Annotated in this window: 21 protein-coding genes; 8 read left to right on the forward strand and 13 right to left on the reverse strand. The window is 55.0% G+C overall.

The window, feature by feature from the left end; translation table 11 throughout:
• Positions 1-273: 273 nt before the first annotated feature.
• Positions 274-1,707: a glycoside hydrolase family 32 protein gene (locus L3068_RS15100; protein ID WP_117581220.1), complete on the reverse strand. Its 1,434-nt coding sequence runs from the start codon at positions 1,705-1,707 to the stop codon at positions 274-276.
• A 16-nt stretch (positions 1,708-1,723) separates the two neighbouring features.
• Positions 1,724-2,965 (reverse strand): MFS transporter, encoded by a 1,242-nt coding sequence (locus tag L3068_RS15105; RefSeq protein WP_014884531.1) that lies wholly within the window; start codon positions 2,963-2,965, stop codon positions 1,724-1,726.
• Positions 2,966-3,203: 238 nt separating this feature from the next.
• On the opposite strand from L3068_RS15105, the gene L3068_RS15110 reads away from it, so the two are divergent.
• The 3 genes from L3068_RS15110 to L3068_RS15120 all read left to right on the forward strand — a co-directional run bounded on the left by L3068_RS15110 (position 3,204) and on the right by L3068_RS15120 (position 7,416).
• On the forward strand, positions 3,204-4,211 hold the full coding sequence (locus L3068_RS15110; protein ID WP_014884532.1) for a LacI family DNA-binding transcriptional regulator: 1,008 nt from the start codon (positions 3,204-3,206) through the stop codon (positions 4,209-4,211).
• A 343-nt stretch (positions 4,212-4,554) separates the two neighbouring features.
• Positions 4,555-5,931 carry a diaminobutyrate--2-oxoglutarate transaminase gene (locus tag L3068_RS15115; RefSeq protein ID WP_014884533.1) on the forward strand — a complete coding sequence of 459 codons (1,377 nt, stop codon included), beginning with the start codon at positions 4,555-4,557 and terminating at the stop codon, positions 5,929-5,931.
• 18 nt (positions 5,932-5,949) lie between these two features.
• Positions 5,950-7,416 (forward strand): pyridoxal phosphate-dependent decarboxylase family protein, encoded by a 1,467-nt coding sequence (locus L3068_RS15120; RefSeq protein ID WP_117581218.1) that lies wholly within the window; start codon positions 5,950-5,952, stop codon positions 7,414-7,416.
• 36 nt (positions 7,417-7,452) lie between these two features.
• Here L3068_RS15120 and L3068_RS15125 read toward each other — a convergent pair whose 3' ends face one another.
• From L3068_RS15125 to L3068_RS15140, 4 genes are all read right to left on the reverse strand, one after another.
• Positions 7,453-7,968, reverse strand: coding sequence for a protein disulfide oxidoreductase (locus tag L3068_RS15125; RefSeq protein WP_023330906.1), 516 nt, complete (start codon positions 7,966-7,968; stop codon positions 7,453-7,455).
• A gap of 76 nt (positions 7,969-8,044) precedes the next feature.
• Positions 8,045-10,225, reverse strand: coding sequence for a polysaccharide biosynthesis tyrosine autokinase (locus L3068_RS15130; protein WP_117581216.1), 2,181 nt, complete (start codon positions 10,223-10,225; stop codon positions 8,045-8,047).
• A complete protein-coding gene (locus L3068_RS15135; RefSeq protein ID WP_023330908.1) occupies positions 10,225-10,674 on the reverse strand; it encodes an arsenate reductase/protein-tyrosine-phosphatase family protein in 450 nt (149 codons plus the stop codon). The genes L3068_RS15130 and L3068_RS15135 overlap by 1 nt, the downstream gene beginning before the upstream one ends.
• Entirely contained in the window at positions 10,674-11,813 is a 1,140-nt protein-coding gene (locus L3068_RS15140) for a polysaccharide export protein (RefSeq protein WP_023337539.1), read from the reverse strand. The genes L3068_RS15135 and L3068_RS15140 overlap by 1 nt, the downstream gene beginning before the upstream one ends.
• Positions 11,814-12,289: 476 nt before the next feature.
• Here L3068_RS15140 and L3068_RS15145 point away from each other — a divergent pair, with 476 nt between their 5' ends.
• Together L3068_RS15145 and L3068_RS15150 are read left to right on the forward strand one after the other, a co-directional pair.
• Positions 12,290-12,622, forward strand: a complete 333-nt coding sequence (locus tag L3068_RS15145; protein WP_008500887.1) for an RcnB family protein — start codon at positions 12,290-12,292, stop codon at positions 12,620-12,622.
• Positions 12,597-13,052 carry a GNAT family N-acetyltransferase gene (locus L3068_RS15150; RefSeq protein WP_226856235.1) on the forward strand — a complete coding sequence of 152 codons (456 nt, stop codon included), beginning with the start codon at positions 12,597-12,599 and terminating at the stop codon, positions 13,050-13,052. The genes L3068_RS15145 and L3068_RS15150 overlap by 26 nt, the downstream gene beginning before the upstream one ends.
• Positions 13,053-13,147: 95 nt before the next feature.
• Here the strand turns inward: L3068_RS15150 and apbC are convergent, their stop codons facing one another.
• Positions 13,148-14,257 carry an iron-sulfur cluster carrier protein ApbC gene (gene apbC, locus L3068_RS15155; protein ID WP_023330911.1) on the reverse strand — a complete coding sequence of 370 codons (1,110 nt, stop codon included), beginning with the start codon at positions 14,255-14,257 and terminating at the stop codon, positions 13,148-13,150.
• A gap of 136 nt (positions 14,258-14,393) precedes the next feature.
• Between apbC and metG the strand changes: the two genes are divergently transcribed.
• Positions 14,394-16,427 (forward strand): methionine--tRNA ligase, encoded by a 2,034-nt coding sequence (gene metG / locus L3068_RS15160; RefSeq protein WP_023337540.1) that lies wholly within the window; start codon positions 14,394-14,396, stop codon positions 16,425-16,427.
• A gap of 94 nt (positions 16,428-16,521) precedes the next feature.
• Here metG and L3068_RS15165 read toward each other — a convergent pair whose 3' ends face one another.
• Genes L3068_RS15165 through L3068_RS15175 form a run of 3 tightly spaced genes read right to left on the reverse strand, consistent with a single transcriptional unit; the run spans position 16,522 to position 19,437 of the window.
• Complete coding sequence (locus L3068_RS15165) at positions 16,522-16,992, reverse strand: YehS family protein (RefSeq protein ID WP_014884542.1); 471 nt, start codon at positions 16,990-16,992, stop codon at positions 16,522-16,524.
• A 46-nt stretch (positions 16,993-17,038) separates the two neighbouring features.
• The gene (gene btsR, locus L3068_RS15170) at positions 17,039-17,758 is read right to left on the reverse strand and encodes a two-component system response regulator BtsR (RefSeq protein WP_014884543.1); all 720 of its coding nucleotides are present in this window, start codon (positions 17,756-17,758) and stop codon (positions 17,039-17,041) included.
• Positions 17,752-19,437, reverse strand: coding sequence for a sensor histidine kinase (locus tag L3068_RS15175; RefSeq protein ID WP_117581212.1), 1,686 nt, complete (start codon positions 19,435-19,437; stop codon positions 17,752-17,754). The genes btsR and L3068_RS15175 overlap by 7 nt, the downstream gene beginning before the upstream one ends.
• A gap of 217 nt (positions 19,438-19,654) precedes the next feature.
• Here L3068_RS15175 and mlrA point away from each other — a divergent pair, with 217 nt between their 5' ends.
• A complete protein-coding gene (gene mlrA / locus L3068_RS15180) occupies positions 19,655-20,395 on the forward strand; it encodes an HTH-type transcriptional regulator MlrA (protein WP_014884545.1) in 741 nt (246 codons plus the stop codon).
• A gap of 69 nt (positions 20,396-20,464) precedes the next feature.
• Positions 20,465-20,578 (forward strand): protein YohO, encoded by a 114-nt coding sequence (locus L3068_RS15185; RefSeq protein ID WP_010433613.1) that lies wholly within the window; start codon positions 20,465-20,467, stop codon positions 20,576-20,578.
• Here L3068_RS15185 and L3068_RS15190 read toward each other — a convergent pair.
• The 3 genes from L3068_RS15190 to L3068_RS15200 are packed head-to-tail and all read right to left on the reverse strand — an operon-like array spanning position 20,553 to position 23,374.
• Complete coding sequence (locus L3068_RS15190) at positions 20,553-21,290, reverse strand: ABC transporter permease (RefSeq protein WP_023330914.1); 738 nt, start codon at positions 21,288-21,290, stop codon at positions 20,553-20,555. The genes L3068_RS15185 and L3068_RS15190 overlap by 26 nt on opposite strands.
• Complete coding sequence (locus L3068_RS15195) at positions 21,274-22,224, reverse strand: ABC transporter ATP-binding protein (protein ID WP_045134295.1); 951 nt, start codon at positions 22,222-22,224, stop codon at positions 21,274-21,276. Before L3068_RS15195 ends, L3068_RS15190 begins: the two co-directional genes overlap by 17 nt.
• A complete protein-coding gene (locus tag L3068_RS15200) occupies positions 22,217-23,374 on the reverse strand; it encodes an ABC transporter permease (protein ID WP_214602738.1) in 1,158 nt (385 codons plus the stop codon). Before L3068_RS15200 ends, L3068_RS15195 begins: the two co-directional genes overlap by 8 nt.
• Positions 23,375-23,379: the final 5 nt, after the last annotated feature.

Below are 23,379 nucleotides of genomic sequence, written 5' to 3' on the forward strand. Positions count from 1 at the left end.
AAAACAATTAGTTAATTAACGCTTATTGCTGTTGTTTAGTGTAACCGCGGCGGCGTGCCAGGCGCAAGGGGTTTCGATTTATCGCGGTACTCATCACAGCAGAGACCGGGAAAGGAATCACCTGTTCATCTTCGTTTATTACTCTGTCAGAGCAGATCGGCGGTGAGTAAAGAAGCAACGTAAAACAAAGGCGTCGCCTGTCGCCTTTTTATTTGCAGACCATACGGATTATGACGTCAGGAAATTCAGGACGTTATTCCTGACGTCATTCGTTTACCCTAATTGCCATGCTCCGGCATCGATAAGCGAAGCGGCCCCGGTCCACGCGAACAACGCAAGTTCGCGACACTCTGCATCAGGGTAAATACGGCTGCTCAGGCACGCCTCCCCTTCATTGACAAACACTTCCACTGACGAGCTGTCAACGAACAGGCGCAGGCTTAGCGTGTCGTTCAGGTTCAGCGCGACGCTTCGGGTACCGCACAGGCCATACTGCGGATAATAACGCTCCAGCACCAGGCGCTGCATCTGCGCATCAACATAGACGCGTAAGCCATCTCCAAAACGAATGCCGTATTGCTCTGCACCGCTGTTGGCGCAATCCCACTTCAGCATGACCTCCATCGCGTCGCAGTGTTCCACCAGAGTAATCTGCTGGTTTTTAAGAGTACTTACTGGCCAGGGGAACCACTCTCCCCGGATGCCTTCGACCTCTCTGGCCGGTCGCATTTGCAGGCGGTTATCCGCACTCAGCGTCAGTTCACGCGGTAAAGAGAGCATGCCAGCCCATCCATCTTCCTGCTCCGGCAGTGGGGATTCCCACATGTCCAGCCAGCCGATAACGATACGGCGGCCATCAGGGGTCAGGAAACTTTGTGGCGCATAGAAATCATGTCCGCGATCCATCTCCACAAACTCACCTTCTCGCACAAAAGGCTGACCAGGCTGCCACTCGCCCAACAGATAGCCACTCTGAAATAGATTACGATTTTTGTATCCTTCAGCCACCACTCCCTGAGGTGAAAACATCAGTACGCGCTTGCCATTGAGAGTGAAAAAGTCAGGGCATTCCCACATATACCCCATCTCTTTTTCTGCCACCGCAAGCACGCCCATATCCTGCCACGCGTGCAGATCTTCAGAGCGATACACGCGCACCTGACCCGTTTCGCCGTCCCGCGCACCGACGACCATGTACCAGCTCTCCCCCTCACGCCACACTTTCGGGTCACGGAAGTGATGCAGGCCAGGCGGCGTGTCAACAACCATGCCTTCCCGGCTAAAATGAATACCATCACGGCTGGTCGCCAGACACTGCACCTGGTAGAGATTTGCCTCATCATCAGGATCGCCGTGGAATTTATGTCCGGTGTAAATCAGCGCAAGCGTATCGCCATCCACCACTGCCGATCCGGAAAAACAGCCATCCTTGTCTTCTGCTCCTTCTGGCGCCAGTGCAACCGGGAGATGTTCCCAGTGAACTAAATCCTTGCTGCGCGCATGGCCCCAGTGCATCGGGCCCCACTGGGTCGAATACGGATGATGTTGATAAAAGGCGTGATACCAGCCATCAAACCAGACCAGGCCATTAGGGTCGTTCATCCAGCCAGCGCGTGCAGCGAGGTGGTAACGCGGATACCAGCGCAGGTTAAGCCCCTCGCGTCTGGACTGAAGTTCCTGCTCTGCTTTCGTAATGGAATACGTCATTGCTCTACTCTTTCGATCAGATAGTGGAAGGTTGCGGCATGAGCGGGTCAGAAGAGGACTTACCCGAGCGCAAAAGGAAGATGGAGATAAACGTGGTGCTGAACACTAACAGCCCCATAATCAGATAAGACTGGGCAAAACCGTATTTCTCATAGCTGTAACCTGCCAGCGGCGACAGGACTGAGGCAATTACCGAGCTTGTACAGGCGAAGCCCACCAGATAAAGGGTGGAAGAGAGCCGCTTATCAAAATGTAAACTGTTGTATTTAAAGATTGAGACCAGCAAAACAGGCAGTTCTACTGCGTGCAATAGTTTGGTTATGGAGATCAATACCGGCCCCTCAACCAGTCCCGATGCCACCATACGCATCGCCATCACCATTCCCGCGAAAATCAGGCCATTCTTCGCGCCGAGGCGATTCACCAGCCAGGGAGCGCAGAACATCCCCGCCGCTTCAAGGAAAACCTGGAAGGAGTTGAGGTAGCCGTACATGGCGTTCCCTTCCTGCAACGTCGGGAACTGGGAGGAGAAATAGACCGGAAACTGCTGGTCGTAAACGCCGTAAATACAGGTCCCGATTACGAAAAACACCAGCGCCCAGAAGCGTGGCAGCGTCAGCAGGCGCAGCGCGTCTTCCAGCGTGACCTTGCCGCCGGAGACCGCTTCCTGCATGGCGTGCGGTGCCGAAGAGACCCTGAGACGCGCCAGCAAAATAAAAAACACCAGTCCTGCGCAGCTCGCGACAGCGAAATTCAGCTTCGGATCGATGTTAAACAAGAGTCCCGCAAAAAAGGTCGCCACTGCCCAGCCAAGCGATCCCCACATCCTCGCTTTGCCGAATTCAAACTGGCTTTGGCGTGCCACGCGCTCGGTATAGGATTCCAGTACCCCTATCCCGCCGTTAAACGTCAAACCGATAAAAACCCCGCCGAAAATACTGCCGAGTAAAACGTTAATCTGCAGCAGATAACCAAACAGCAAAAACGCCGGACCCGATAGAATGAGCAGACTGGTCAGAAACCAGAGCAGGTTTTTTCTCAGACCGAGCTTGTCCTGAATGAATCCATAGCAGATTTGAGCAAAGAGCGCAGAGACTGAAAGCACGGCATAGATAATGCCGGTATCCCCTGCCTTTAAGCCCACTTCCTGGTGGAGCCAGATAGAAAGCAACGAGCCGGAAGACGACCAGGTCACAAAAAAGAAAAACAGTAATGCGCTCAATAAAGGGTAGCTGTGAGAGTGATGCGTTTTCATCATGACATTCTCATGTTGGAGTAATGACACGATGGTAACGTTAACATAATTTTATTCTCATGCTGTTTGACTAAGATTTATGATGTTAATCACGAAAGTTAACGTTAACATTGAAGGAGTGCGATCGCGATCAAATATTCATCTGTGATCGCTGCACGACACAACCCTTGAACAGGCTTTCCTTTTACATCAGTTACTTAGTTGTATATTCTCTCTTACAGATCATTGACGGAGTAAGAAAATGGCTTCCCTGAAGGACGTCGCAAAGCTGGCGAACGTGTCTCTGATGACCGTATCACGTGCGCTTAACAGCCCGGAGCGCCTAAAACCGGAAACGCTGGCGCGCGTACATCGGGCCATCGAGCAGACCAACTATGTGCCCGATCTGTCCGCCAAGAAGATACGTGGTGCACATGCCTCACCTAAAACCATCGGCGTGCTGGCCCTTGATACGGTGACGACACCTTTCTCGGTGGAGATTACGCTGTCCATTGAAGAGACCGCCAGGATGCACGGCTGGAACAGCTTCGTGATGAATATGTTTAGCGATGATAATCCGGACGCCATTGTCGACCTTCTCCTGTCTCATCGGCCTGACGGGATTATTTACACCACCATGGGGCTACGTCAGGTTCCTCTCCCGGCTAAGTTGCTCACCCTACCCTGTGTGTTGGCCAACTGCGAAAGTGACGGTGAACGGGTAGCCAGCTATATTCCAGATGACGAACTGGGGCAGTACACCGCCGTGCGCGCGTTGCTTGCGGAGGGCTATCAACAACCACTCTGCCTGCATTTGCCTGCGGGCCACCTGGCCACAACCCGACGCCGTCAGGGGCTGGAACGCGCATGCCTTGAAGCGGGAATCGACCCGGATAGCCTGGAGCACAACTATATGGCGCCCGGCGATGAGCACTATCGTGACATTCCCTCAGTGTTGCTGGCGCGCATCCAGAATGGTGTCCCACGGTTCGACGCCGTGATCTGCGGCAACGACCGCATCGCGTTGATGGTCTATCAGACGCTACTGGCGCAAGGGCTTCGCATTCCCGAGGATGTCGCGGTTATCGGCTACGACAATATGGTCGGCATTGGGGAACTCTTCCTCCCTCCGCTCTCTACGGTTCAGTTGCCGCATTATGAAATTGGTCGCCTGAGCGCCCTGCATATTATTAACGGTGAGCAACACCTGGAAACCACACGTGTTGAAAGTCCATATTTAAAGCGTGATTCCGTTGCGCATGCATCCTGACCGCAGCTTTTTGCACAGGTCGCAGAAATAAGCGTGCAAAGGAGGCGGCTTACCTCCTTTTCATCAAGCGAATCGCACAATTTGCCACACTCTTTTTTATGATTTTACAATCAGGGCGTAAAGTACGTAACAGGCTGTTTTTATTTACCATAAAGTGTAATTTCCTCTCCTTAAACGGGGATAAACCCGCCCCTGTAACCCATGTCACAAAACAGTAAACAAATTAACCATTGAGCCCCGTGGCAAAAGGCTCTATATTGGCGGCGTTTTTTTCAGGCCCCATCTGTTTTTTAACTTTTTATTCAATCGTGGCTCATAACGAAGCGGCGGTTGTAGGAGTGATATGATGACGGATAAAGTCCGTATTGACACTGTAGATGCCCACAAAAGCAACGAAACCTATCTGGCCCGTCAGGCCGAGTTTGAATCTAACGTCAGGAGTTATCCGCGCAAACTGCCTTTAGCGATCACTAAAGCAGAAGGCGTGTGGATCACCGATGCAGATAATAAAGAATACCTTGACTGTTTAGCAGGTGCAGGAACCCTTGCGCTTGGACATAACCATCCTGATGTGCTGAAAAGCATCCAAAATGTCATTACCAGCGGCTTGCCGTTACATACACTGGATCTGACGACGCCTCTGAAAGACGCGTTTTCTGAATACCTTCTCTCTCTGCTGCCGGGTCAGGGCAAAGAGTACTGCCTGCAGTTCACCGGTCCATCCGGTGCTGACGCCGTTGAAGCGGCGCTGAAGCTGGCGAAAAAAGTGACCGGCCGTAGCGGTATCATCAGCTTCTCAGGTGGTTACCACGGGATGACCCACGGCGCACTGTCCGTGACGGGTAACCTGTCTCCGAAAGAAGCGGTTGACGGTATGATGCCAGAAGTGCAGTTCATGCCTTATCCGCACGAATACCGCTGCCCACTGGGTATCGGTGGTGAAGCGGGTGTTAAAGCGCTGACCTACTACTTCGACAACCTGATTAACGACGTTGAAAGCGGCGTGCGTAAACCTGCAGCGGTGATCCTCGAAGCCGTTCAGGGTGAAGGCGGCGTGAACCCGGCTCCGGCTGAGTGGCTGCAGCGCATCCGTAAAGTGACGCAGGAACATGGCATTCTGCTGATCCTCGACGAAGTTCAGGCAGGCTTTGCCCGTACCGGTAAATTCTTCGCCTTCGAACATGCGGGCATTGAGCCAGACATTATCGTGATGTCTAAAGCCGTTGGCGGCGGTCTGCCGCTGGCCGTGCTCGGTATCAAAAAGCAGTTCGACGCATGGGCACCGGGTCACCACACCGGCACCTTCCGCGGCAACCAGCTGGCGATGGCAACCGGTCTGACGACGCTGAAAATCCTGAAAGACCAGAACATCGCAGGCAAAGTGGCTGCACAGGGCGAATGGCTGAAAGGCCAGCTGAAAGAGATGGCGAAACGTTATCCGGTCATCGGCCACGTTCGCGGTCTGGGCATGATGATCGGTATTGAGATCGTTAAGCCACACGAAGCGGCTGACCACATGGGTTGCTTCCCGGGCGACGGCGAGCTGTCTGCACTGATTCAGAAGAAATGCTTCGAAGCGGGTCTGATTCTGGAACGTGGTGGTCGCAATGGTATCGTTCTGCGTCTGCTGCCTTCTCTGCTGATCAGCGATGAAGAGCTGAAAATCTTCCTGGATAAATTCGAGCAGGCACTGCTTGCTGCGGGCGTTCGCCCGGCGTAACCGGAGTAGTTGATTACGATGTCAGATTCAAACCCAATTTTGTTCTCCTCTGCGCAGAGCATTGACGCTTATCAGCAGGCGATTGAACAAAGCACTCAGGCTGTGATGCAGTGGCTGAAACAGCCTGAGATGTACCAGGGCAAAACGGTCGCGGAACTGCGCGACCGTATTAAGCTGGATTTCAACCCGAAAGGGCTGGGCAACGAAGCGGCGATTGAACGCGCCGTTGAGTTCTTCCTGAAAGACAGCTTGTCCGTTCATCACCCACAGTGTGTGGCGCACCTGCACTGCCCAAGTCTGGTCGTAAGCCAGGCGGCAGAAGTGCTGATTAACGCCACTAACCAGAGTATGGACTCCTGGGATCAAAGCCCGTCCGCAACCATCATTGAGATCAAACTGATCGAATGGCTGCGTACCCGCGTGGGTTATCAGGCTGGCGACGCAGGTGTTTTCACCAGCGGCGGCACTCAGAGCAACCTGATGGGTCTGATGCTGGCCCGTGATGCATTCTTCGCGCGTCAGGGTCACTCCGTTCAGCAGGACGGTCTAGTGGGCGATCTACGTAAGATCCGCGTACTGTGCTCCGAAAACGCGCACTTCTCCGTGCAGAAAAACATGGCGCTGATGGGTCTGGGCTACCAGTCCGTGGTGCAGGTGAAAACGGATGAATTCTCCCGTATGGATCTGTCCGATCTGGCGGCGAAAATTGCGAAGTGCAACGCGAACGGCGAGCAGATTCTGGCGATCGTCGCGACAGCCGGTACCACCGATGCCGGTGCTATCGACCCGCTGCGTGCGATTGCTGAACTGGCGGCGAAGCAGAACATCTGGGTACACGTTGATGCAGCCTGGGGCGGCGCGCTGCTGATGTCTGAGCAGTATCGTCATTACCTGGACGGTATTGAGCTGGTGGATTCCGTCACGCTGGACTTCCACAAGCAGTTCTTCCAGACCATCAGCTGCGGCGCGTTCCTGCTGAAAGAAGCACGTCACTATGAACTGATGCGCTATCAGGCAGCCTATCTGAACTCTGAGTTCGATGAAGAGGCGGGCGTGCCAAACCTGGTGTCCAAATCTCTGCAGACGACCCGTCGTTTCGACGCGCTGAAGCTGTGGATGAGCCTGGAAGCACTGGGTCAGGAGCAATACGCCGCGATCATCGATCACGGCGTGACGCTGGCGCAGCAGGTTGCCGCCTACGTGAAAGAGCAGCCTGCTCTGGAACTGGTTATGCAGCCACAGCTGGCAAGCGTGCTGTTCCGCTTCCGTGGCCAGGTGCAGATGGACGATGCGGGTATCGCCCTGCTGAACCAGAAAATTGGTGATGCGCTGCTGGAGTCTGGTCGCGCGAACGTCGGTGTGACCGAGCATAACGGCGTTACCTGCCTGAAGCTTACGCTGCTGAACCCAACCGTGACGCTGGAGGATATTAAAACCCTGCTGTCTTTGGTTGAGCACACCGCGCAGGAAGTTCTGGCTAAGTAATACAAAACCCCTCTTCCACCGGGAGAGGGGTTATTTTTACAGACCTGCCCACCACATCCTGATTTTTAATCCCCAGTAGCTCGTCCAGCCCGTTGTGGTACTGACCACATTCCCCTTCGATACAATCACCAGCGTCGGCGTTACGCTCACCTGCCACTGTTGTGACATCGCACCGTTTGCATCGTTAATCACCGGCATACTCAGGCTTTTCTTCTCGACCCAGCGAGCCAGCTTCGCATCATCACCAGAACGCATGGCAATACTGATGACGTTACCGCCCTCTTCTGCCAGCTTATCCACCGCCGGTGTCGTATAACGGCAGATGCTACACCAGGTGGCCCAGACGTAGATCAGCAGTGGCCGCTCCTGGCTGAGCGCTTCGATATCGTGGCGCTTTCCGTCAATGCTTTGCATTGGGGTGGCGCTAAAACTGGCGGGGAGTGTGGGCTTGCGGTATTGATCCACGCCCCACATCACGGCCAGCGCGAGCAAAAAGAAAATGATCCCTTCCCGCGCCCAACGGCGCAGTCGACTCAATTTACGGTTATCCATTATGACCTCTCGTTGTAACGGAGGTCATCTTAACGGGCTGTTCGGCGCGGTGCTGTAAAGAAGTGTCGCGCCACGCTTATTCCTGAGTGTAACCGTAGTCGTAGTGGCTATACCCCGAGTTGTAATAGAGCGCAGCGGATTTCACGATATCGTTGAGGATGGCGCCATTCACCTGCACGCCCGTTTGCCGCAGACGCTTCAGTGAGTGCTCGACCTCTTTACCGCTGGTTTTTCCAAAACGGGCAACCAGTAGCGTGGTGGCCGCGGCTCTGGTGATCAGCAATGCATCCGTCACGGCAAGTACGGGTGGGGTGTCGATAATGACGATGTCATAAAGTGTGTCGATCCGTGACATTACCGCCTGGAAGCGTTCACTCATGAGCAAATCAACGGGATGTGAAGGCCGGGGTCCGCAGGTCAGGACATCAAAACCGCCTTTCTCAAAGCGTTGAACCGCGTCCTGCCATTCTACGTTTCCTCCGAGCACGCTGGACAATCCAAGATGATTGTTCAGTTTGAAAATATTGTGGACATACCCCTTGCGCATATCCGCATCAATAAACAAGACTCGCTGTCCCGCCTGAGCCGCAATCGACGCCAGTGAGGTACTGACCAGGGTCTTTCCGCAGTCCTGCGTAGGGCCCGACACCACTACGATCCGGTTTGTTGCATCCATCATTGTAAAATGCAGACTGGTACGGAGCCCGCGCACCGCTTCGATAAACATATCGGTCGGCCGGTCAACTGGCAGGAAAGGTACGTTTGATGTTCTGTGTTTCCAGTGGGAAGCAAACAGGTTCCGCCTGCGCAGATGCGTCTTTTTCCAGAGCCAGACTGAACGCGGGAGCGTCGCCAGAAGCGGTATTCCCTGCATTTCAAGTTGCTCAGATGACGTAATGCCCCGCTTAAAGGCCGAACGCACGAAAACCGTTCCGGTCGAGAGCATTAACCCCATCAGCATGCCCAGCACAATAATAAGCGCTTTACGCGGTTTAATCGGAATGGGCTGCGTCACGGCCGGGTCAATGATCCGCACGTTTCCAATCGCGCTGGAGCGGGAGATATTCAGCTCCTGCTGCCGCGTCAGAAGTTGCAGGTAGATGGTACGCCCGGATTCCACGTCACGACTCAGGCGTAATATTTCCTGCTGCGTGGAGGGCATGGCTGAAACGCGTTTGTTGAGGCGCGTACGTTCCTGCTCAAGCGTTTGTTTCTTTTCCCGTAACGCGCGGTAAGTGGGGTGATCCTTCTTGAAAAGCTGAGAAACCTCTGCTTCACGGAATGTCAGCTCGTTAAGCTGGTTTTCCACATTAACAACCTGATCAAGAACCGACTTTGCCTCCAGAGACAAGTCGACAGAATCACGTTTCTCTCTGTAGGCATTGAGGCGAGCTTCAGCTTCATCCAGCTCCCGACTGATCTTCGGTAATTGAGTCTGTAAAAACGTCAGGCTCCGGGTATCTTGAGCTTCCTGACGCGCGATATTCTGACTGAGATAATTTTCAGCGATTGTATTAAGCACTCTGGCGATCTTACTGGGGTCTTCACCCGCTATGGTTAACGCGATCATACCGCTCTGTTTCGCCGATTCAGCAACCGTAAGCCTCTTTTGAATGGCGTTGATCGCTTCAAGTTTCGTGACGGTTTTGAGGATAAATTGGGTACCCGGAACCGCATCGAGGGATGTCACCAGCAGAGATACCCCATCTTTAACCAGCGCTTTTCCCACAACGCCGTCTACAGCCAGCGTCTTACCCTCAAGATGAAATCGCCCCTGGTCCTGTGCGGTGAGTAAAAGCGTTTGTGGCTCACCTTCCAGAAGCGGAATAGTCAGTGCGCCAATCGTTATTTCATCAGATTTTCGTCCCCGAATCTGTTCCCACACAGGACCGATAACAGGGAGTACGCGCCGCTTAACGTGGTATGTTAGCCCGAGTTGATCAACGGTCTCTCCCAGAATCATCCTTGATTTAAGGAGCAGAAGTTCTGGGGCGACATCGGGGGAGAGATCGGACCCGAACTGGCTTAAGCTTTTAAGTAGCGAGTTATCCTGCTTCGCCTCGACCTGCACCAGGGCATCAGCCTGATAAACTGGCGTGGCGCTAAATGCATAAATCCCCGCACATACCGTGAACAGGAGTGTGATACACGCAATCATGATCCGGTGATCAAACATCTCAGCAAGCAACTGAATGAGATCGATTTCATTATTCTGCGGTGTCGCGGCACCAAATTTGTCTGATTTAGAAGACGACATTACTGCTTCATTCCTTGTTGACTCAAACGACGAGCCCATTCCTGACTGGCTTTTCCCAATTGGTTGAAAACATATTCGAAGGCTTCACGACTTTTGTGATACGGGTCGGGAATGTCCTTGGTTTCCAGCCATTGTCCAAATAGCAGCGATTTTCCCCGGTTCTCCGGGGCCATAGTGGCGATAAAACGAAGGTGTTTCGGCTCCATCACCAGAATCAAATCGGATTTTTGTAACAGGCTACGCGTCACCTTGCGGGCAACATGCCCCTCCAGCGAAATACCATGACGCCAGGCCACGGCCTGCGCAGCGGCATCCGCCGGGCATCCTTCGAGACCGAAAATACCTGCCGAGGTCACCTGCCTGCCGGGTAACTGCTGGCGCAACAGCCGTTCACCCATTGGCGAACGGCAAATATTGCCTGTGCAAACCACTAAGATTGAATTGAACATTATTGCGGCCACGATCTGATATAACGGACGGTTTCGGTCAGATCGTGAACACCTGTGATAGTCGGCACCAGTTGGGTAATGACGCGATTCCAGCGTGAAAGCGGTGCGGTGGTCACATAGACAATGTCATACGGCTCCAGCTGAAATTCCGTGCTTAGTACCATGGCTGACGCATCTTCTGCATTCAGTTGATAGATGTTGGCAATTTTGTCCGCGTCGCCTTTTTTCGCTACCTGTCGAATAACAAAAATGCCGGTGGCATCGGCCATGTTCTGGTTTAAGCCGCCAGCATTTCCCAGCGCTTCGGCCAGCGTCATGCCGCTACGATCCATTTTAAGGGTGCTCTGTTTAACCACCTCCCCCATCACGAACACTTTCAGCGCGTCGTTTCGGGGAACAAACAAGATATCGCCAGGATAAAGCAGCTTGTTTTGCGTTAAATCGCCGTGCTGCATCAGGGCATAGAGGGAAAGACGTGAGTCCTGACCATTATGCGTGAGTACCACATTCCGCCAGTCGGCATCCGCAGATAGCCCACCAGCAGCGTTGACTGCATCCATCACCGTCAGTGGAATATTGGTAATGGGCTGCTGGCCCGATTTCTCTACCTCACCAGTGATATAGGCTTTTTGCGAACGGAAGGAGGCTATGCTGACATCCACCTGAGGGCTCTCAATGACCTTATCCAGCCGCGCGGTAATCTCTTCACGTATCTGTGAAACTGTTTTGCCCGCTACGTGCAGCTTACCGACATAGGGGTAAAAAAGCGTACCGTCGGCGTTGACCCAGTTGCCCGCATCGCTCGCGCTACGATACTGCCCGGCAGGCGTCGTTAATTCAGGGTGATCCCAGACGGTGACCGTCAGGATGTCGCCTGTGCCAATACGGTATTCCCAGTTTTTGAGCTGCTCATCCAGATTAGGATTCGCCTGAGATTTCGACACGGGCGGACGCAGTTTTTCAATCAACCCAGGGGTCACTGGAAAAATTTCTACACGTTTATCCAGTTGATGATTAATTCCTTCACTCGGCGTAACTTTTTTTCCAGACAGACTTAAGTGCTGACCCGGTGAAAATACACACCCTGTTAACTGGCTAAGAAAAAGAAAGAGTAGTGGGAATGCAGTTGTGTTTTTCATTTATATAAAATGTTGGTTTATCGTTGCGCCAGGCGTTACATCTGCAAAAAGAATGCAACTAACACCATGAAATATAATTAGTTATTATTTTAATGGCATTACCATGAAATTCTAAAAAACGAATACATTCGCTTTAAAAAACTGAGCCGATGCACAATCGTCTAATAAAATCAAAAGTAATATCACTTCATCCGAAGGCGATACTAAAGGGTATTCCTCAGTAAAGCATTCGCTTAACCGCGCAATTTTGATGCTAAAAGTTATTTTCAGAATAGATTAATAAAAATAACAAATACTAGTAATGGTAAATATCGACCACACAAATAAGACCCACACGGTTCGACTACACAAAACTGTCCATTTTTGTTACATTTTTTTCATACACGGCTTGCGTTGATCCTTAAAATGGACTGTCTGCCTTGCTTCATACGCGCGCCCGCAGACAAAACATCTGTAACGATATCACTGGAGAAAAAATGGCTAAGCGTAAATTGCTGCTTCTGGGTGTATTACTGTCTCTGGCGGGATCCGCATTTTCTGCCCCGCAAACCGCCGCTGCGCCATCAGGCATCAAAGCCTATGAGGAACAAGAGTTCATCGCTGATTTCACTAAGTTCAAAATCGGCGATACCGCACCGGCGCAGTATCAAACGCCCGAATACACCATCAAACAGTATCAGTTGCGTAACCTGCCGGCACCGGATGCAGGGACCCACTGGACCTACATGGGCGAAAACTACGTCCTGATTGGCGATGCAGATGGCAAAATCTACAAAGCCTATAATGGGGATATCTTCTATCATCGCTGATACGATCGTCATCCGTCCGTGGCAGGAGAGCGATCGGCCTTTCCTGCGCACGCTCTATCTCCACGCCCGACGCGATGCCTGGCCCTGGCTTGATGACTCTGGCTGGCATCTGGAAGATTTCGACGCCGCTACCCGGGACGAAGCCATCTGGGTTGCGGAGCAGGACGGCCATCGCCTGGGGTTTGCTTCCGTCTGGACCAACGATAATTTTCTGCACAACCTGTTTGTTGATCCGCAGTCTCAGAGCCTGGGTGTCGGACATCTGTTACTTGAGCACGTACAGAAAACGTTTACCAGCACGGGTGCACTGAAGTGTCTGGTGAAGAACAGGCGGGCTATTGCGTTTTACCAGCGACATGGCTGGCACATTGAGGCAACGGGTGATTCTCCGGACGGAGAGTACTATCTGATGCATTATCGGCTGAGTTAACGTCGGGTGGCGGCTTCGCCTTACCCGACCTACGTGATGGTGCCATTTGTAGGCCGGGTAAGCGAAGCGCCACCCGGCATTAAAGTGCAGAGGAGTTACACCGCGCGGAACGCGATTTCGCTCGGAATGACTTCGCCCTGCCAGTAAAGCTGCGCCGCAACGCGCCCCGCCAGTTGACGATACATATCCGCAAATTCGCTGTCCGGACGGCTAACAACCGTCGGTTTTCCGCTGTCCAGATCTTCGCGCAGGGTGATATGCAGCGGCATCTGACCCAGCAGTTGGGTATGATACTGTTCGGCCAGCTTTTCTGCGCCACCGGTACCAAAGATTGGCTCGTGGTGCCCACAGTTGCTGCAGATGTGCATGCTCATGTTCTCAACGATACCGAGTACCGGCACCTCCACTTTTTCGAACATGACGATGCCTTTTTTGGCGTCGATCAGCGCGATGTCCTGCGGTGTGGTCACCACCACAGCGCCCGTTACCGGAATGTTCTGCGCCAGCGTCAGCTGGATATCACCGGTACCCGGCGGCATATCCAGCACCAGATAATCGAGATCCGGCCACATGGTTTCCTGCAGCATCTGCATCAGCGCTTTGCTGGCCATCGGGCCGCGCCAGACCATGGCGTTATCGTCAGTCACCAGGTAACCGATTGAGTTGGTCGCCAGCCCATGCGCCACGATCGGCGCCATATGCGTACCGTCCGGCGAGGTTGGACGCTGGTTTTCCGCACCCAGCATGTTTGGAATGGACGGACCATAGATATCGGCATCGAGAATACCCACCTTCGCCCCTTCCGCCGCCAGCGCAAGCGCCAGGTTTACTGCGGTAGACGATTTGCCCACCCCGCCTTTACCTGAGCTCACGGCGATGATGTTTTTCACACCGTTCACGCCAGGCTGATTCTTCACACGCTTCAGCGTGGCGATGCTGTGGCTCAGCTTCCAGTCGATCGCTTTCGCTCCGGTAATGCGCAGCAGCTCAGAGCTGGTCTGCTCTTTCAGCGCATCAAAGGCGGTGCTCCAGACGAAGGGCATCTGCAGCTCAATGTGCAGCGTATCGTCCAGCCACGCAACATGGTGTAACGCTTTCAGCGTCGTGAGATTATGTTTCAGGGTTGGATGCTGAAAGTTAGCCAGCGTCCCGGCGACCATTGCTCGTAAGGCTTCCGGTGATTTGGCCTGGGATTGAGAACTCATCCCGACTCCTTTGTTCTTGTGAATAAGACCTTAGACAACAAGTTTACCTGAAAGGCCGCGGTTTGTGCTTACTTAATAATGCCCCTTTTGGTAATATCGAAAACCCTTTTCACAGTTAAAAGAAGTAATGCCTACTATGACTCAAGTCGCGAAAAAAATTCTGGTAACGTGCGCCCTGCCGTACGCCAACGGCTCAATCCACCTCGGCCACATGCTGGAGCATATCCAGGCTGATGTCTGGGTCCGTTACCAGCGAATGCGCGGCCACGAGGTAAACTTCATCTGTGCTGACGATGCTCACGGCACGCCGATCATGCTGAAAGCGCAGCAGCTGGGTATCTCCCCGGAGCAGATGATTGCCGAAATGAGTCAGGAGCATCAGACCGATTTTGCTGGCTTTGACATCAGCTATGACAACTATCACTCCACCCACAGCGACGAGAACCGTGAGCTGTCGGAGCTAATCTACACGCGTCTGAAAGAGAACGGTTTTATCAAAAACCGCACCATCTCTCAGCTGTACGATCCGGAAAAAGGCATGTTCCTTCCGGACCGTTTCGTCAAAGGCACCTGCCCGAAATGCAAATCACCGGATCAGTACGGCGATAACTGCGAAGTGTGTGGCGCAACTTACAGCCCGACTGAGCTTATCGAGCCGAAATCCGTGGTGTCCGGCGCTACGCCTGTGATGCGTGATTCCGAGCACTTCTTCTTTGACCTGCCATCCTTCAGCGAAATGCTGCAGGCGTGGACCCGCAGCGGCGCGCTGCAGGAGCAGGTGGCGAACAAGATGCAGGAGTGGTTCGAATCCGGTCTGCAACAGTGGGATATCTCCCGCGATGCGCCGTACTTCGGCTTCGAAATCCCGAACGCACCGGGCAAATACTTCTACGTCTGGCTGGACGCACCCATCGGCTACATGGGCTCCTTCAAGAACCTGTGCGACAAGCGTGGCGACACCGTCAGCTTCGACGAATACTGGAAGAAAGATTCCACTGCCGAGCTGTATCACTTCATCGGTAAAGACATCGTTTACTTCCACAGTCTGTTCTGGCCGGCAATGCTGGAAGGCAGCAACTTCCGCAAGCCGACCAACCTGTTCGTGCACGGCTACGTGACGGTTAACGGCGCGAAGATGTCTAAATCTCGCGGGACGTTCATTAAAGCCAGCACCTGGCTGAACCACTTCGACGCGGATAGCCTGCGCTACTACTACACGGCGAAGCTCTCCTCTCGCATCGACGACATTGACCTGAACCTGGAAGATTTCGTCCAGCGCGTGAACGCGGACATCGTCAACAAGGTGGTGAACCTGGCGTCCCGTAACGCAGGCTTTATCGCCAAACGCTTTGACGGCGTGCTCTCCGCAGAGCTGGCCGATCCTGAGCTGTATAAAACCTTCACTGACGCCGCCGCTGCGGTTGGCGAAGCGTGGGAAAGCCGTGAATTCGGTAAAGCCATTCGTGAAATCATGGCGCTGGCAGATGTTGCCAACCGCTATGTAGACGAGCAGGCGCCATGGGTGGTTGCCAAACAGGAAGGCCGCGACGCCGACCTGCAGGCGATCTGCACCATGGGTCTGAACATGTTCCGCGTGCTGATGACCTGGCTGAAACCGGTTCTGCCGCAGCTGGCCGCGCGTGCTGAAGCCTTCCTGAACACCGAACTGACCTGGGATGCTATCCAGCAGCCGCTGCTCAGCCACAAGGTGAACACCTTCAAAGCGCTGTATAACCGCATTGAGATGAAGCAGGTTGAAGCTCTGGTCGAAGCCTCTAAAGAAGAGGTGAAGGCCGCTACAGCACCGGTGACCGGCCCGCTGGCGGACGATCCGATTCAGGAAACCATCACCTTTGACGATTTCGCCAAAGTTGACCTGCGCGTAGCGCTGATTGAAAACGCGGAATTCGTGGAAGGCTCTGACAAGCTGCTGCGCCTGACGCTGGATCTGGGCGGCGAGAAGCGCAACGTCTTCTCCGGCATCCGTTCAGCCTATCCGGATCCACAGGTACTGATTGGCCGTCAGACCGTGATGGTGGCGAACCTGGCACCGCGTAAAATGCGCTTCGGCATCTCTGAGGGGATGGTGATGGCCGCAGGCCCCGGCGGGAAAGACATTTTCCTGTTAAGCCCTGACGAAGGCGCGAAGCCGGGTCAGCAGGTGAAATAACAAAAAAGCCGGAGATTATCTCCGGCTTTTTTGTTCTCCCTCTCCCTGTGGGAGAGGGTCGGGGTGAGGGCATCAGGCCGCACCCATGCCGCCTTTACGCTTTAGGGTGATGCACCCGGTGGGTCAGCCCGCGCAGAAAATTACGCAGAAACTGATCGCCGCACTCGCGGTAGTTTTTGTGGTCCGGCGCGCGCATCATGGCAGTCACTTCCGGCACGGATACGCGGTATTTTTGCTCCGTCATGATCGCCACAATATCGTCCGTTTTCAGCGAGAACGCGATACGCAGCTTTTTCAGTACCGTGTTGTTGTTCACGCGACGCTCCAGCGCCAGCTCCGGGGCGGACTCATCTTTGCCACGCTTGTCATAAATCAGACCGTTCAGGAAACCCGACAGAATGATGTCGGGGCAGCGCACGAAGCCCTCTTCATCCTCTTTGGTCATCCAGGTGTCAAAACCTGCAGACGTGGATTCCATGTCGGACAGTGCAAGAATGCGCACCATGTCGTTGTTGTTTGCTTTCAGGGTGTAGCGCAGGCTACGGAGAATATCGTTACTGAGCATAGAGCCTTCGAATGTCGATGATGCAATGGCGCGCAGTGTACCAGCTTTACAGGCCAATCGCCTCTTTCAAACTTTTCAGATAGCGGCGGCTGACGGGAACAGTCTGCCCGGCGCGCAGGACCAGCTCGGCCTGGCCGTTGTCTTCCAGGCGGATCTCTTTCAGATGCGCCATGTTCACCAGATACTGGCGATGACAGCGGATCAGCGGCGTGCGGCTCTCCAGCGTGCGCAGAGTCAGTTCGGTAAATCCTTCATTTCCCTCTGCACTGGTGACAAACACGCCGCTCAGTCGGCTACTCACGAAGGCCACATCATCCATCTGCAAAAGATAGATTCGGCTGTGCCCGGTGCACGGGATAAATTTCAGCGGCTGCTGGTTCTCTGGCAGCAGCGTGACATCCTGGACGGTTCGCTCCTGGCGTAACCGGTTCAGGGTCTTTTCCAGCCGCTTCTCTTCAATCGGCTTGAGTAAATAATCAAACGCGTGCTCCTCAAAAGCCTTAACGGCATACTCGTCGAAGGCCGTCAGAAACACGATGTAGGGACGATGCGCCGGGTCGAGCATACCCACCATCTCCAGCCCGCTGATACGCGGCATTTGAATGTCGAGGAACAGCACGTCAGGGCGCAACTTATGCACGGCACCAATGGCCTCAATGGCGTTCGCACACTCTCCCACAACCTCAATATCTGGCTGCTCCTGCAGCAGAACGCGCAGGTTTTCCCGTGCCAGCGGCTCATCATCCACAATCAGCACTCTTAACATGCGTTTTCCTCCAGCGGCAGTCGAACGGTAATACGGGTAAATCGGTCCGGCTCACAGGCCACGGTAATACCGCAGTCGTCGCCAAAGTGGGCACGCAGACGTTTATCCACCAGGCTCATCCCTAGCCCGCCCGACGTGGAAGGCTGATAAAGCCCGGCATTATCTTCAATATCCAGCACCAGATGATGGTTAAAACGGCTGGCAGCAATCGTGATCTCTCCGCTCCCGAGCAGCTGCGAAGTTCCATGTTTGATGGCATTTTCCACGATAGGCTGCAGGGTAAAGGCCGGAAGATGCTGATACGCCAGGTCATCCGGGACGGAAAGCGACACCTGCAGGCGAGACTGGAAACGCGCCTGCTCAATCTGCAGATAGGCGTTCACGTGCTCAATCTCATCGGACAGGGTCACTATCTCTGACGGACGTTTCAGGTTCTTGCGGAAAAAGGTCGACAGAAACTGCACCAGCTGCGCGGCCTGATCGCTGTCGCGGCGGATCACCGCTTTAAGCGTATTCAGGGCATTAAACAGGAAATGCGGATTAACCTGCGCATGCAGGAGCTTAATCTCAGACTGCGTTAAAAGGGCTTTCTGCCGTTCATACTGCCCGGCGAGGATTTGCGCTGACAGCAGCTGAGCGATCCCCTCCCCCAGCGTGCGGTTGATGGAGCTGAACAGGCGGTTTTTCGCCTCATACAGCTTGATGGTGCCCATCACCCGCTGATTTTCACCGCGCAGCGGAATGACGAGCGTGGAGCCCAGCTTACACTGCGGATGCAGCGAGCAGCGATAAGGCACTTCGTTACCATCGGCATACACTACTTCGCCGGTTTCAATGGCCCGCAGCGTATAGGTTGAGGAGATAGGTTTGCCCGGCAGATGGTGATCGTCTCCGGTGCCGGTAAACGCCAGCAGCTTTTCGCGATCGGTGATGGCGACCGCGCCGATATCGAGCTCTTTGTAGAGTACCTGCGCCACCTTCATGCTGTTCTCCTCGTTGAACCCCTGGCGCAGGATCCCTTCGGTCGAGGCGGCAACCTTCAACGCCGTGGCAGAAAAGGCCGAGGTGTACTTCTCAAACATGGCGCGTTTATCAAGCAGAATGCGCATAAACAGCGCCGCGCCGACAGTGTTAGTCACCATCATCGGGGCCGCAATACTGCTGACCAGGTGCAGCGCATCGTCAAAGGGACGGGCAATCAGCAGGATGATCGCCATCTGCGCCATTTCGGCCACAAAGGTGATCGCCCCGGCAGTGAGCGGGCTAAAAACTTTATCCGGGCGACCACGCTTGATCATGTAGCTGTGTACCAGGCCGCCAAGCAGCCCTTCCACGATCGTAGAGATCATACAGCTGAGCGCCGTCATCCCGCCCATGGAATAACGATGCAGCCCGCCAGTTAACCCCACAAGGCCACCGACGACGGGGCCGCCAAGCAGCCCGCCCATCACCGCGCCGATCGCGCGCGTATTGGCGATAGAGTCTTCGATATGAAGACCAAAATAAGTCCCCATTATGCAAAAAATAGAGAAGGTGACGTAGCAGAGCAGCTTATGCGGCAGACGTACGGTGACCTGCATCAGCGGGATAAAAAGACGCGTTTTGCTCATCAGCCAGGCGATGACCAGAAACACGCACATCTGCTGAAGCAACAGCAGCACCAGATTAAACTCGTACATACTCAAAACCGCACACGCTAAAAACGCGTAACATACACTGTTGCAGGTTTGCTTTCTTTGAAGCATCCCAAAAAAGCGCAAAATCGTGTCCGTTATCACACCTTTTTCCGATCATCGCGCATCCTTCGCATTATTTGTTCAAAAATCAATCAATCCTTCCTGGTTCGGCAAAGTGGGTCTACAGTTAAGCTGGGAACGCGTAAGCCAGGGGGCAAATATGGCGCTTTACACGATAGGTGAAGTGGCACTCCTTTGTGATATCAATCCCGTTACCCTACGGGCGTGGCAGCGACGGTATGGATTGCTTAAACCGCAGAGAACGGACGGCGGACATCGCCTGTTCAACGATGCCGATATCGACCGGATCCGCGAAATTAAAAGCTGGATAGACAACGGCGTGCAGGTCGGTAAAGTGAAGTCCTTGCTGAGCCACGACGACCCGGACACGCAGCACCTCTGGCGCGAACAGCAGGAAACCCTGCTGCGGCTCCTGCAGGCGGGTAATGTGCAGCGCCTGCGCGCATGGATCAAAGAGCAGGGCCGCGATTATCCGGCACAGACGCTCATCGCCCATCTTTTCATTCCGCTCCGCCGACGCCTGCAATGCCAGCAGTCCACCCTGCAGGCGCTGCTCAGCATGCTCGACGGCGTGCTGATTAACTACATTGCCGTCTGCCTCGCCTCGGCGAAGAACAAGGCCGGAAAAGATGCGCTGGTGGTCGGCTGGAACGTGCACGACACCACCCGCCTGTGGCTGGAAGCGTGGATTGCCACCCAACAGGGCTGGCGCGTGGATGTCCTTGCGCACTCGCTGGCGCAGCTTAAGCCTGAGTTTTTCGACGGCCAGACTCTGCTGGTCTGGTGTGGCGAAGTGCCGTCCGCCACGCAGCAACAGCTGCTGACGGAATGGCGTGAGAATGGGTATCCGGTTTATTCCCTTGGCCCGGATGAGCCATAACGGCATTTAATGGTTCATTAACAGCCGCGCTTCACCGTATAATTGTTCCGTTAACAACAGGAGCACATGATGAAGGCAACCAAACTGGCCGTGATTACCCTTTTTGTCCTGATGGCCGTAAGCGGTATCGGCGGCGTAATGCTGGCAGGGTACTCGTTTATTGTTCGTGGCGGTGTCGGCTGAGGTACATCGCCAGCCGCTCGAAAAGGCGATCGACGACGATAGCCGCCAGCGCGACCAGCACCGCCCCCTGCACAATATAAGCCGTGTTAAACCCGCTTAAGCCGATAATGATCGGCGTTCCCAGCGTATTGGCCCCCACCGTAGACGCAATGGTCGCCGTCCCGATGTTAATAATCACCGACGTGCGGATCCCGGCAATGATAACCGGTGCTGCAAGCGGCAGTTCCACCTTGCGCAGCCGCTGCCAGCGACTCATCCCCATCCCTTCTGCCACGCTTAACACCGATGCCGGGACAGCCGCAATACCCGCCAGCGTGCCCTGCAGAATGGGCAACACCCCGTATAAAATCAGCGCGATAAGCGCAGGCTGCTGACCAAATCCCATGACCGGCACCGCAATGGCCAGCACCGCCACCGGCGGAAAGGTCTGTCCAATAGCCGCGATGGTTTCCACCAGTGGACGAAACTCCCGCCCGGCAGGCCGGGTCACCGCGATACCCGCACCTGTGCCCAGCACAATCGCGACAGTGCTGGAGAGCGCCACCAGCCAGAGATGCGCCACGGCGAGATTAATAAAGCTCTCCTGCTGGTACACCGGGCGCGGCAGCCCAGGGAAAAGTGCGCTGAACAGTACCGCGCTGTGAGGCATCAAAAACAGTAAGGCGACAAACAGCGCTACCAGCCAGAGGAGCGGATCACGCAGAGCCTTCACGCGTCACCTCCCCGGCCAGCAGATCGCGAAAATGTAAGCTTCCGCACGGTGCCCCCCGGGCATCCGAAACGGGTAGCACTTCACACTGGCGCGCCACAAACGCGGAGAGAGCATCCCGCAGGGTCATTTGCGCCTGTAGCGGTTCACCGGCGAGCGACGTATCCTGTCGACGCATATAGTCACCGACCGTGCGCAGGGAGAGCAACCTGACGCCCAGCTCGCTGCGGCCAAAAAACTCACGCACAAAGTCGTTCTTCGGGCTGGTCAGCAGCGCGAGCGGCGCGCCCTGCTGCACCACTTCGCCGTGATCCATCAGGACCAGATGGTCAGCCAGACGCAGAGCTTCATCAATATCGTGCGTCACGAGGACAATCGTCCTTCCGAGAATGCGGTGAATACGGGTCATTTCCGTCTGCAGCGCCCCGCGCGTTACCGGATCCAGCGCACCAAAGGGTTCGTCCATCAGCAACACCTGCGGATTGGCCGCCAGCGCGCGCGCCACGCCCACGCGCTGCTGCTGCCCACCGGAAAGCTGGTGCGGATAGCGGTCGCGCAAGGCAGTCTCTAACCCCAGCAGAGACATCAGTTCCTCCACCCGGTCAGCCGTTTTAGCCCGCGACCATTTCTCCAGCTGCAGCACAGTGGCAATGTTTTGCGCCACCGTCCAGTGGGGAAACAGTCCGATGGACTGAATGGCATAGCCCATCCGACGGCGCAACTCCAGCACCGGCAGACTGCGGATCTCTTCCCCGGCAAAGCGGATCAGCCCACTGTCATGCTCGACCAGACGGTTGATCATCTTCAGCGTGGTGGATTTTCCCGACCCTGACGTACCAATCAGCACGGAAAACGCGCCCTCGGCAAAGTTCAGGTTGAGATGGCTCGCCGCCGGGCGACCCGCAAAGGTTTTACTGACATCATGAAATTCAATCATTGGCGCTTCTCCTGAGCAGCGCGAGCCATAAGGCAAACAGCGCGTCGACAACCACCGCCAGCGCAATCGTGGGCACCACGCCCAGCAACACCAAATCGAGAGCACTGCTCAGCAGCCCCTGGAACACCAGCGCACCAAAGCCACCCGCGCCAATCAGCGCGGCGATCACCGCCATGCCCACGGTCTGAACGGCAACTACCCGCAGGCTGCGCAGCAGCAGGGGTAGCGCCAGCGGGAGCTGTATCTTCCAGAAACACTGCCGCGCGCTCATCCCCATGGCATGGGCGCTTTCCAGCACATCCGGCGCGACCTGGCTTAACCCCGCGACCACGCCGCGCACCAGCGGCAACAGTGCATAGAGCACCAGCGCGATAAGCGCCGGGGTTAATCCCGTTCCGGCGATGCCTGCCGCGCCCAGCACCGGAAACGACTTCACCAGCCCGGCCAGCGGGGCTATCAGCAGGCCAAACAGCGCAACGGAAGGAATCGTCTGGATGACGTTGAGCACGGCAAAAATGCTGCCCTGGCGGGAAGGATGGCGGTAACACCACATGCCCAGCGAAATCCCGAGCAGAAGCGCCGGAAGGAACGTGCCGAAGAGGATCGTCAGGTGTTGCGCCAGGGCATCATCAAATACCTCCTGGCGGTTGGCGTACTCTTTTAACAGCGAGAGATTGTTCAGCTCCCCGCTGAACAGCAGGAACAATGGTATACACCAAATCTGCGCATTCAGTACCCAGCGCCAGACGGCACTGGAGATGAGTCGACGAATCGCATCGCTGCAGGCCAGCAAACAGAGCGCCAGCCACAGCCAGAGGCCGCTGCCTATAGAGGTCCTCGCCAGTGGACTTTCCGCCGACGCCATATGCGTCGCCGCCAGTCCGGCGCTCCAGAACAGGAGAATAAACAGCCCTTCGGAGAGGAGCAGCGTCAGCCACTGCGCCGGGCGTCCCTGCCAGAGCGACAGGATCACCCACGCGCCCAGCGACGCCGCCAGCCACCCCGGCGTAAACGACCAGACCTGCCAGAGCGCTTTGCCCTCCCCCGACATCAGGCGGTTAGGGGCGACATTCACAAACGGTAACGCGACCGCCGCGATGGCCGTGCAGGCCAACAGTAGCAGTACGCGGTTATGACATTTTATTGGCACAGCCC

It is taken from the genome of Enterobacter cloacae complex sp. ECL414, assembly GCF_021869685.1.
Classification (GTDB): domain Bacteria; phylum Pseudomonadota; class Gammaproteobacteria; order Enterobacterales; family Enterobacteriaceae; genus Enterobacter; species Enterobacter kobei.

What these genes read in the sequence shown, in the direction of transcription:
- L3068_RS15135 (WP_023330908.1), bottom strand. Translation starts at nt 10,674, where the DNA reads ATGTTCAATTCAATCTTAGTGGTTTGCACAGGCAATATTTGCCGTTCG.
- L3068_RS15145 (WP_008500887.1), top strand. Translation starts at nt 12,290, where the DNA reads ATGGCTAAGCGTAAATTGCTGCTTCTGGGTGTATTACTGTCTCTGGCG.
- L3068_RS15130 (WP_117581216.1), bottom strand. Translation starts at nt 10,225, where the DNA reads ATGTCGTCTTCTAAATCAGACAAATTTGGTGCCGCGACACCGCAGAAT.
- L3068_RS15185 (WP_010433613.1), top strand. Translation starts at nt 20,465, where the DNA reads ATGAAGGCAACCAAACTGGCCGTGATTACCCTTTTTGTCCTGATGGCC.
- L3068_RS15165 (WP_014884542.1), bottom strand. Translation starts at nt 16,992, where the DNA reads ATGCTCAGTAACGATATTCTCCGTAGCCTGCGCTACACCCTGAAAGCA.
- metG (WP_023337540.1), top strand. Translation starts at nt 14,394, where the DNA reads ATGACTCAAGTCGCGAAAAAAATTCTGGTAACGTGCGCCCTGCCGTAC.
- L3068_RS15140 (WP_023337539.1), bottom strand. Translation starts at nt 11,813, where the DNA reads ATGAAAAACACAACTGCATTCCCACTACTCTTTCTTTTTCTTAGCCAG.
- L3068_RS15150 (WP_226856235.1), top strand. Translation starts at nt 12,597, where the DNA reads ATGGGGATATCTTCTATCATCGCTGATACGATCGTCATCCGTCCGTGG.
- btsR (WP_014884543.1), bottom strand. Translation starts at nt 17,758, where the DNA reads ATGTTAAGAGTGCTGATTGTGGATGATGAGCCGCTGGCACGGGAAAAC.
- L3068_RS15100 (WP_117581220.1), bottom strand. Translation starts at nt 1,707, where the DNA reads ATGACGTATTCCATTACGAAAGCAGAGCAGGAACTTCAGTCCAGACGC.
- L3068_RS15175 (WP_117581212.1), bottom strand. Translation starts at nt 19,437, where the DNA reads ATGTACGAGTTTAATCTGGTGCTGCTGTTGCTTCAGCAGATGTGCGTG.
- apbC (WP_023330911.1), bottom strand. Translation starts at nt 14,257, where the DNA reads ATGAGTTCTCAATCCCAGGCCAAATCACCGGAAGCCTTACGAGCAATG.
- mlrA (WP_014884545.1), top strand. Translation starts at nt 19,655, where the DNA reads ATGGCGCTTTACACGATAGGTGAAGTGGCACTCCTTTGTGATATCAAT.
- L3068_RS15110 (WP_014884532.1), top strand. Translation starts at nt 3,204, where the DNA reads ATGGCTTCCCTGAAGGACGTCGCAAAGCTGGCGAACGTGTCTCTGATG.
- L3068_RS15125 (WP_023330906.1), bottom strand. Translation starts at nt 7,968, where the DNA reads ATGGATAACCGTAAATTGAGTCGACTGCGCCGTTGGGCGCGGGAAGGG.
- L3068_RS15195 (WP_045134295.1), bottom strand. Translation starts at nt 22,224, where the DNA reads ATGATTGAATTTCATGATGTCAGTAAAACCTTTGCGGGTCGCCCGGCG.
- L3068_RS15105 (WP_014884531.1), bottom strand. Translation starts at nt 2,965, where the DNA reads ATGATGAAAACGCATCACTCTCACAGCTACCCTTTATTGAGCGCATTA.
- L3068_RS15115 (WP_014884533.1), top strand. Translation starts at nt 4,555, where the DNA reads ATGATGACGGATAAAGTCCGTATTGACACTGTAGATGCCCACAAAAGC.
- L3068_RS15120 (WP_117581218.1), top strand. Translation starts at nt 5,950, where the DNA reads ATGTCAGATTCAAACCCAATTTTGTTCTCCTCTGCGCAGAGCATTGAC.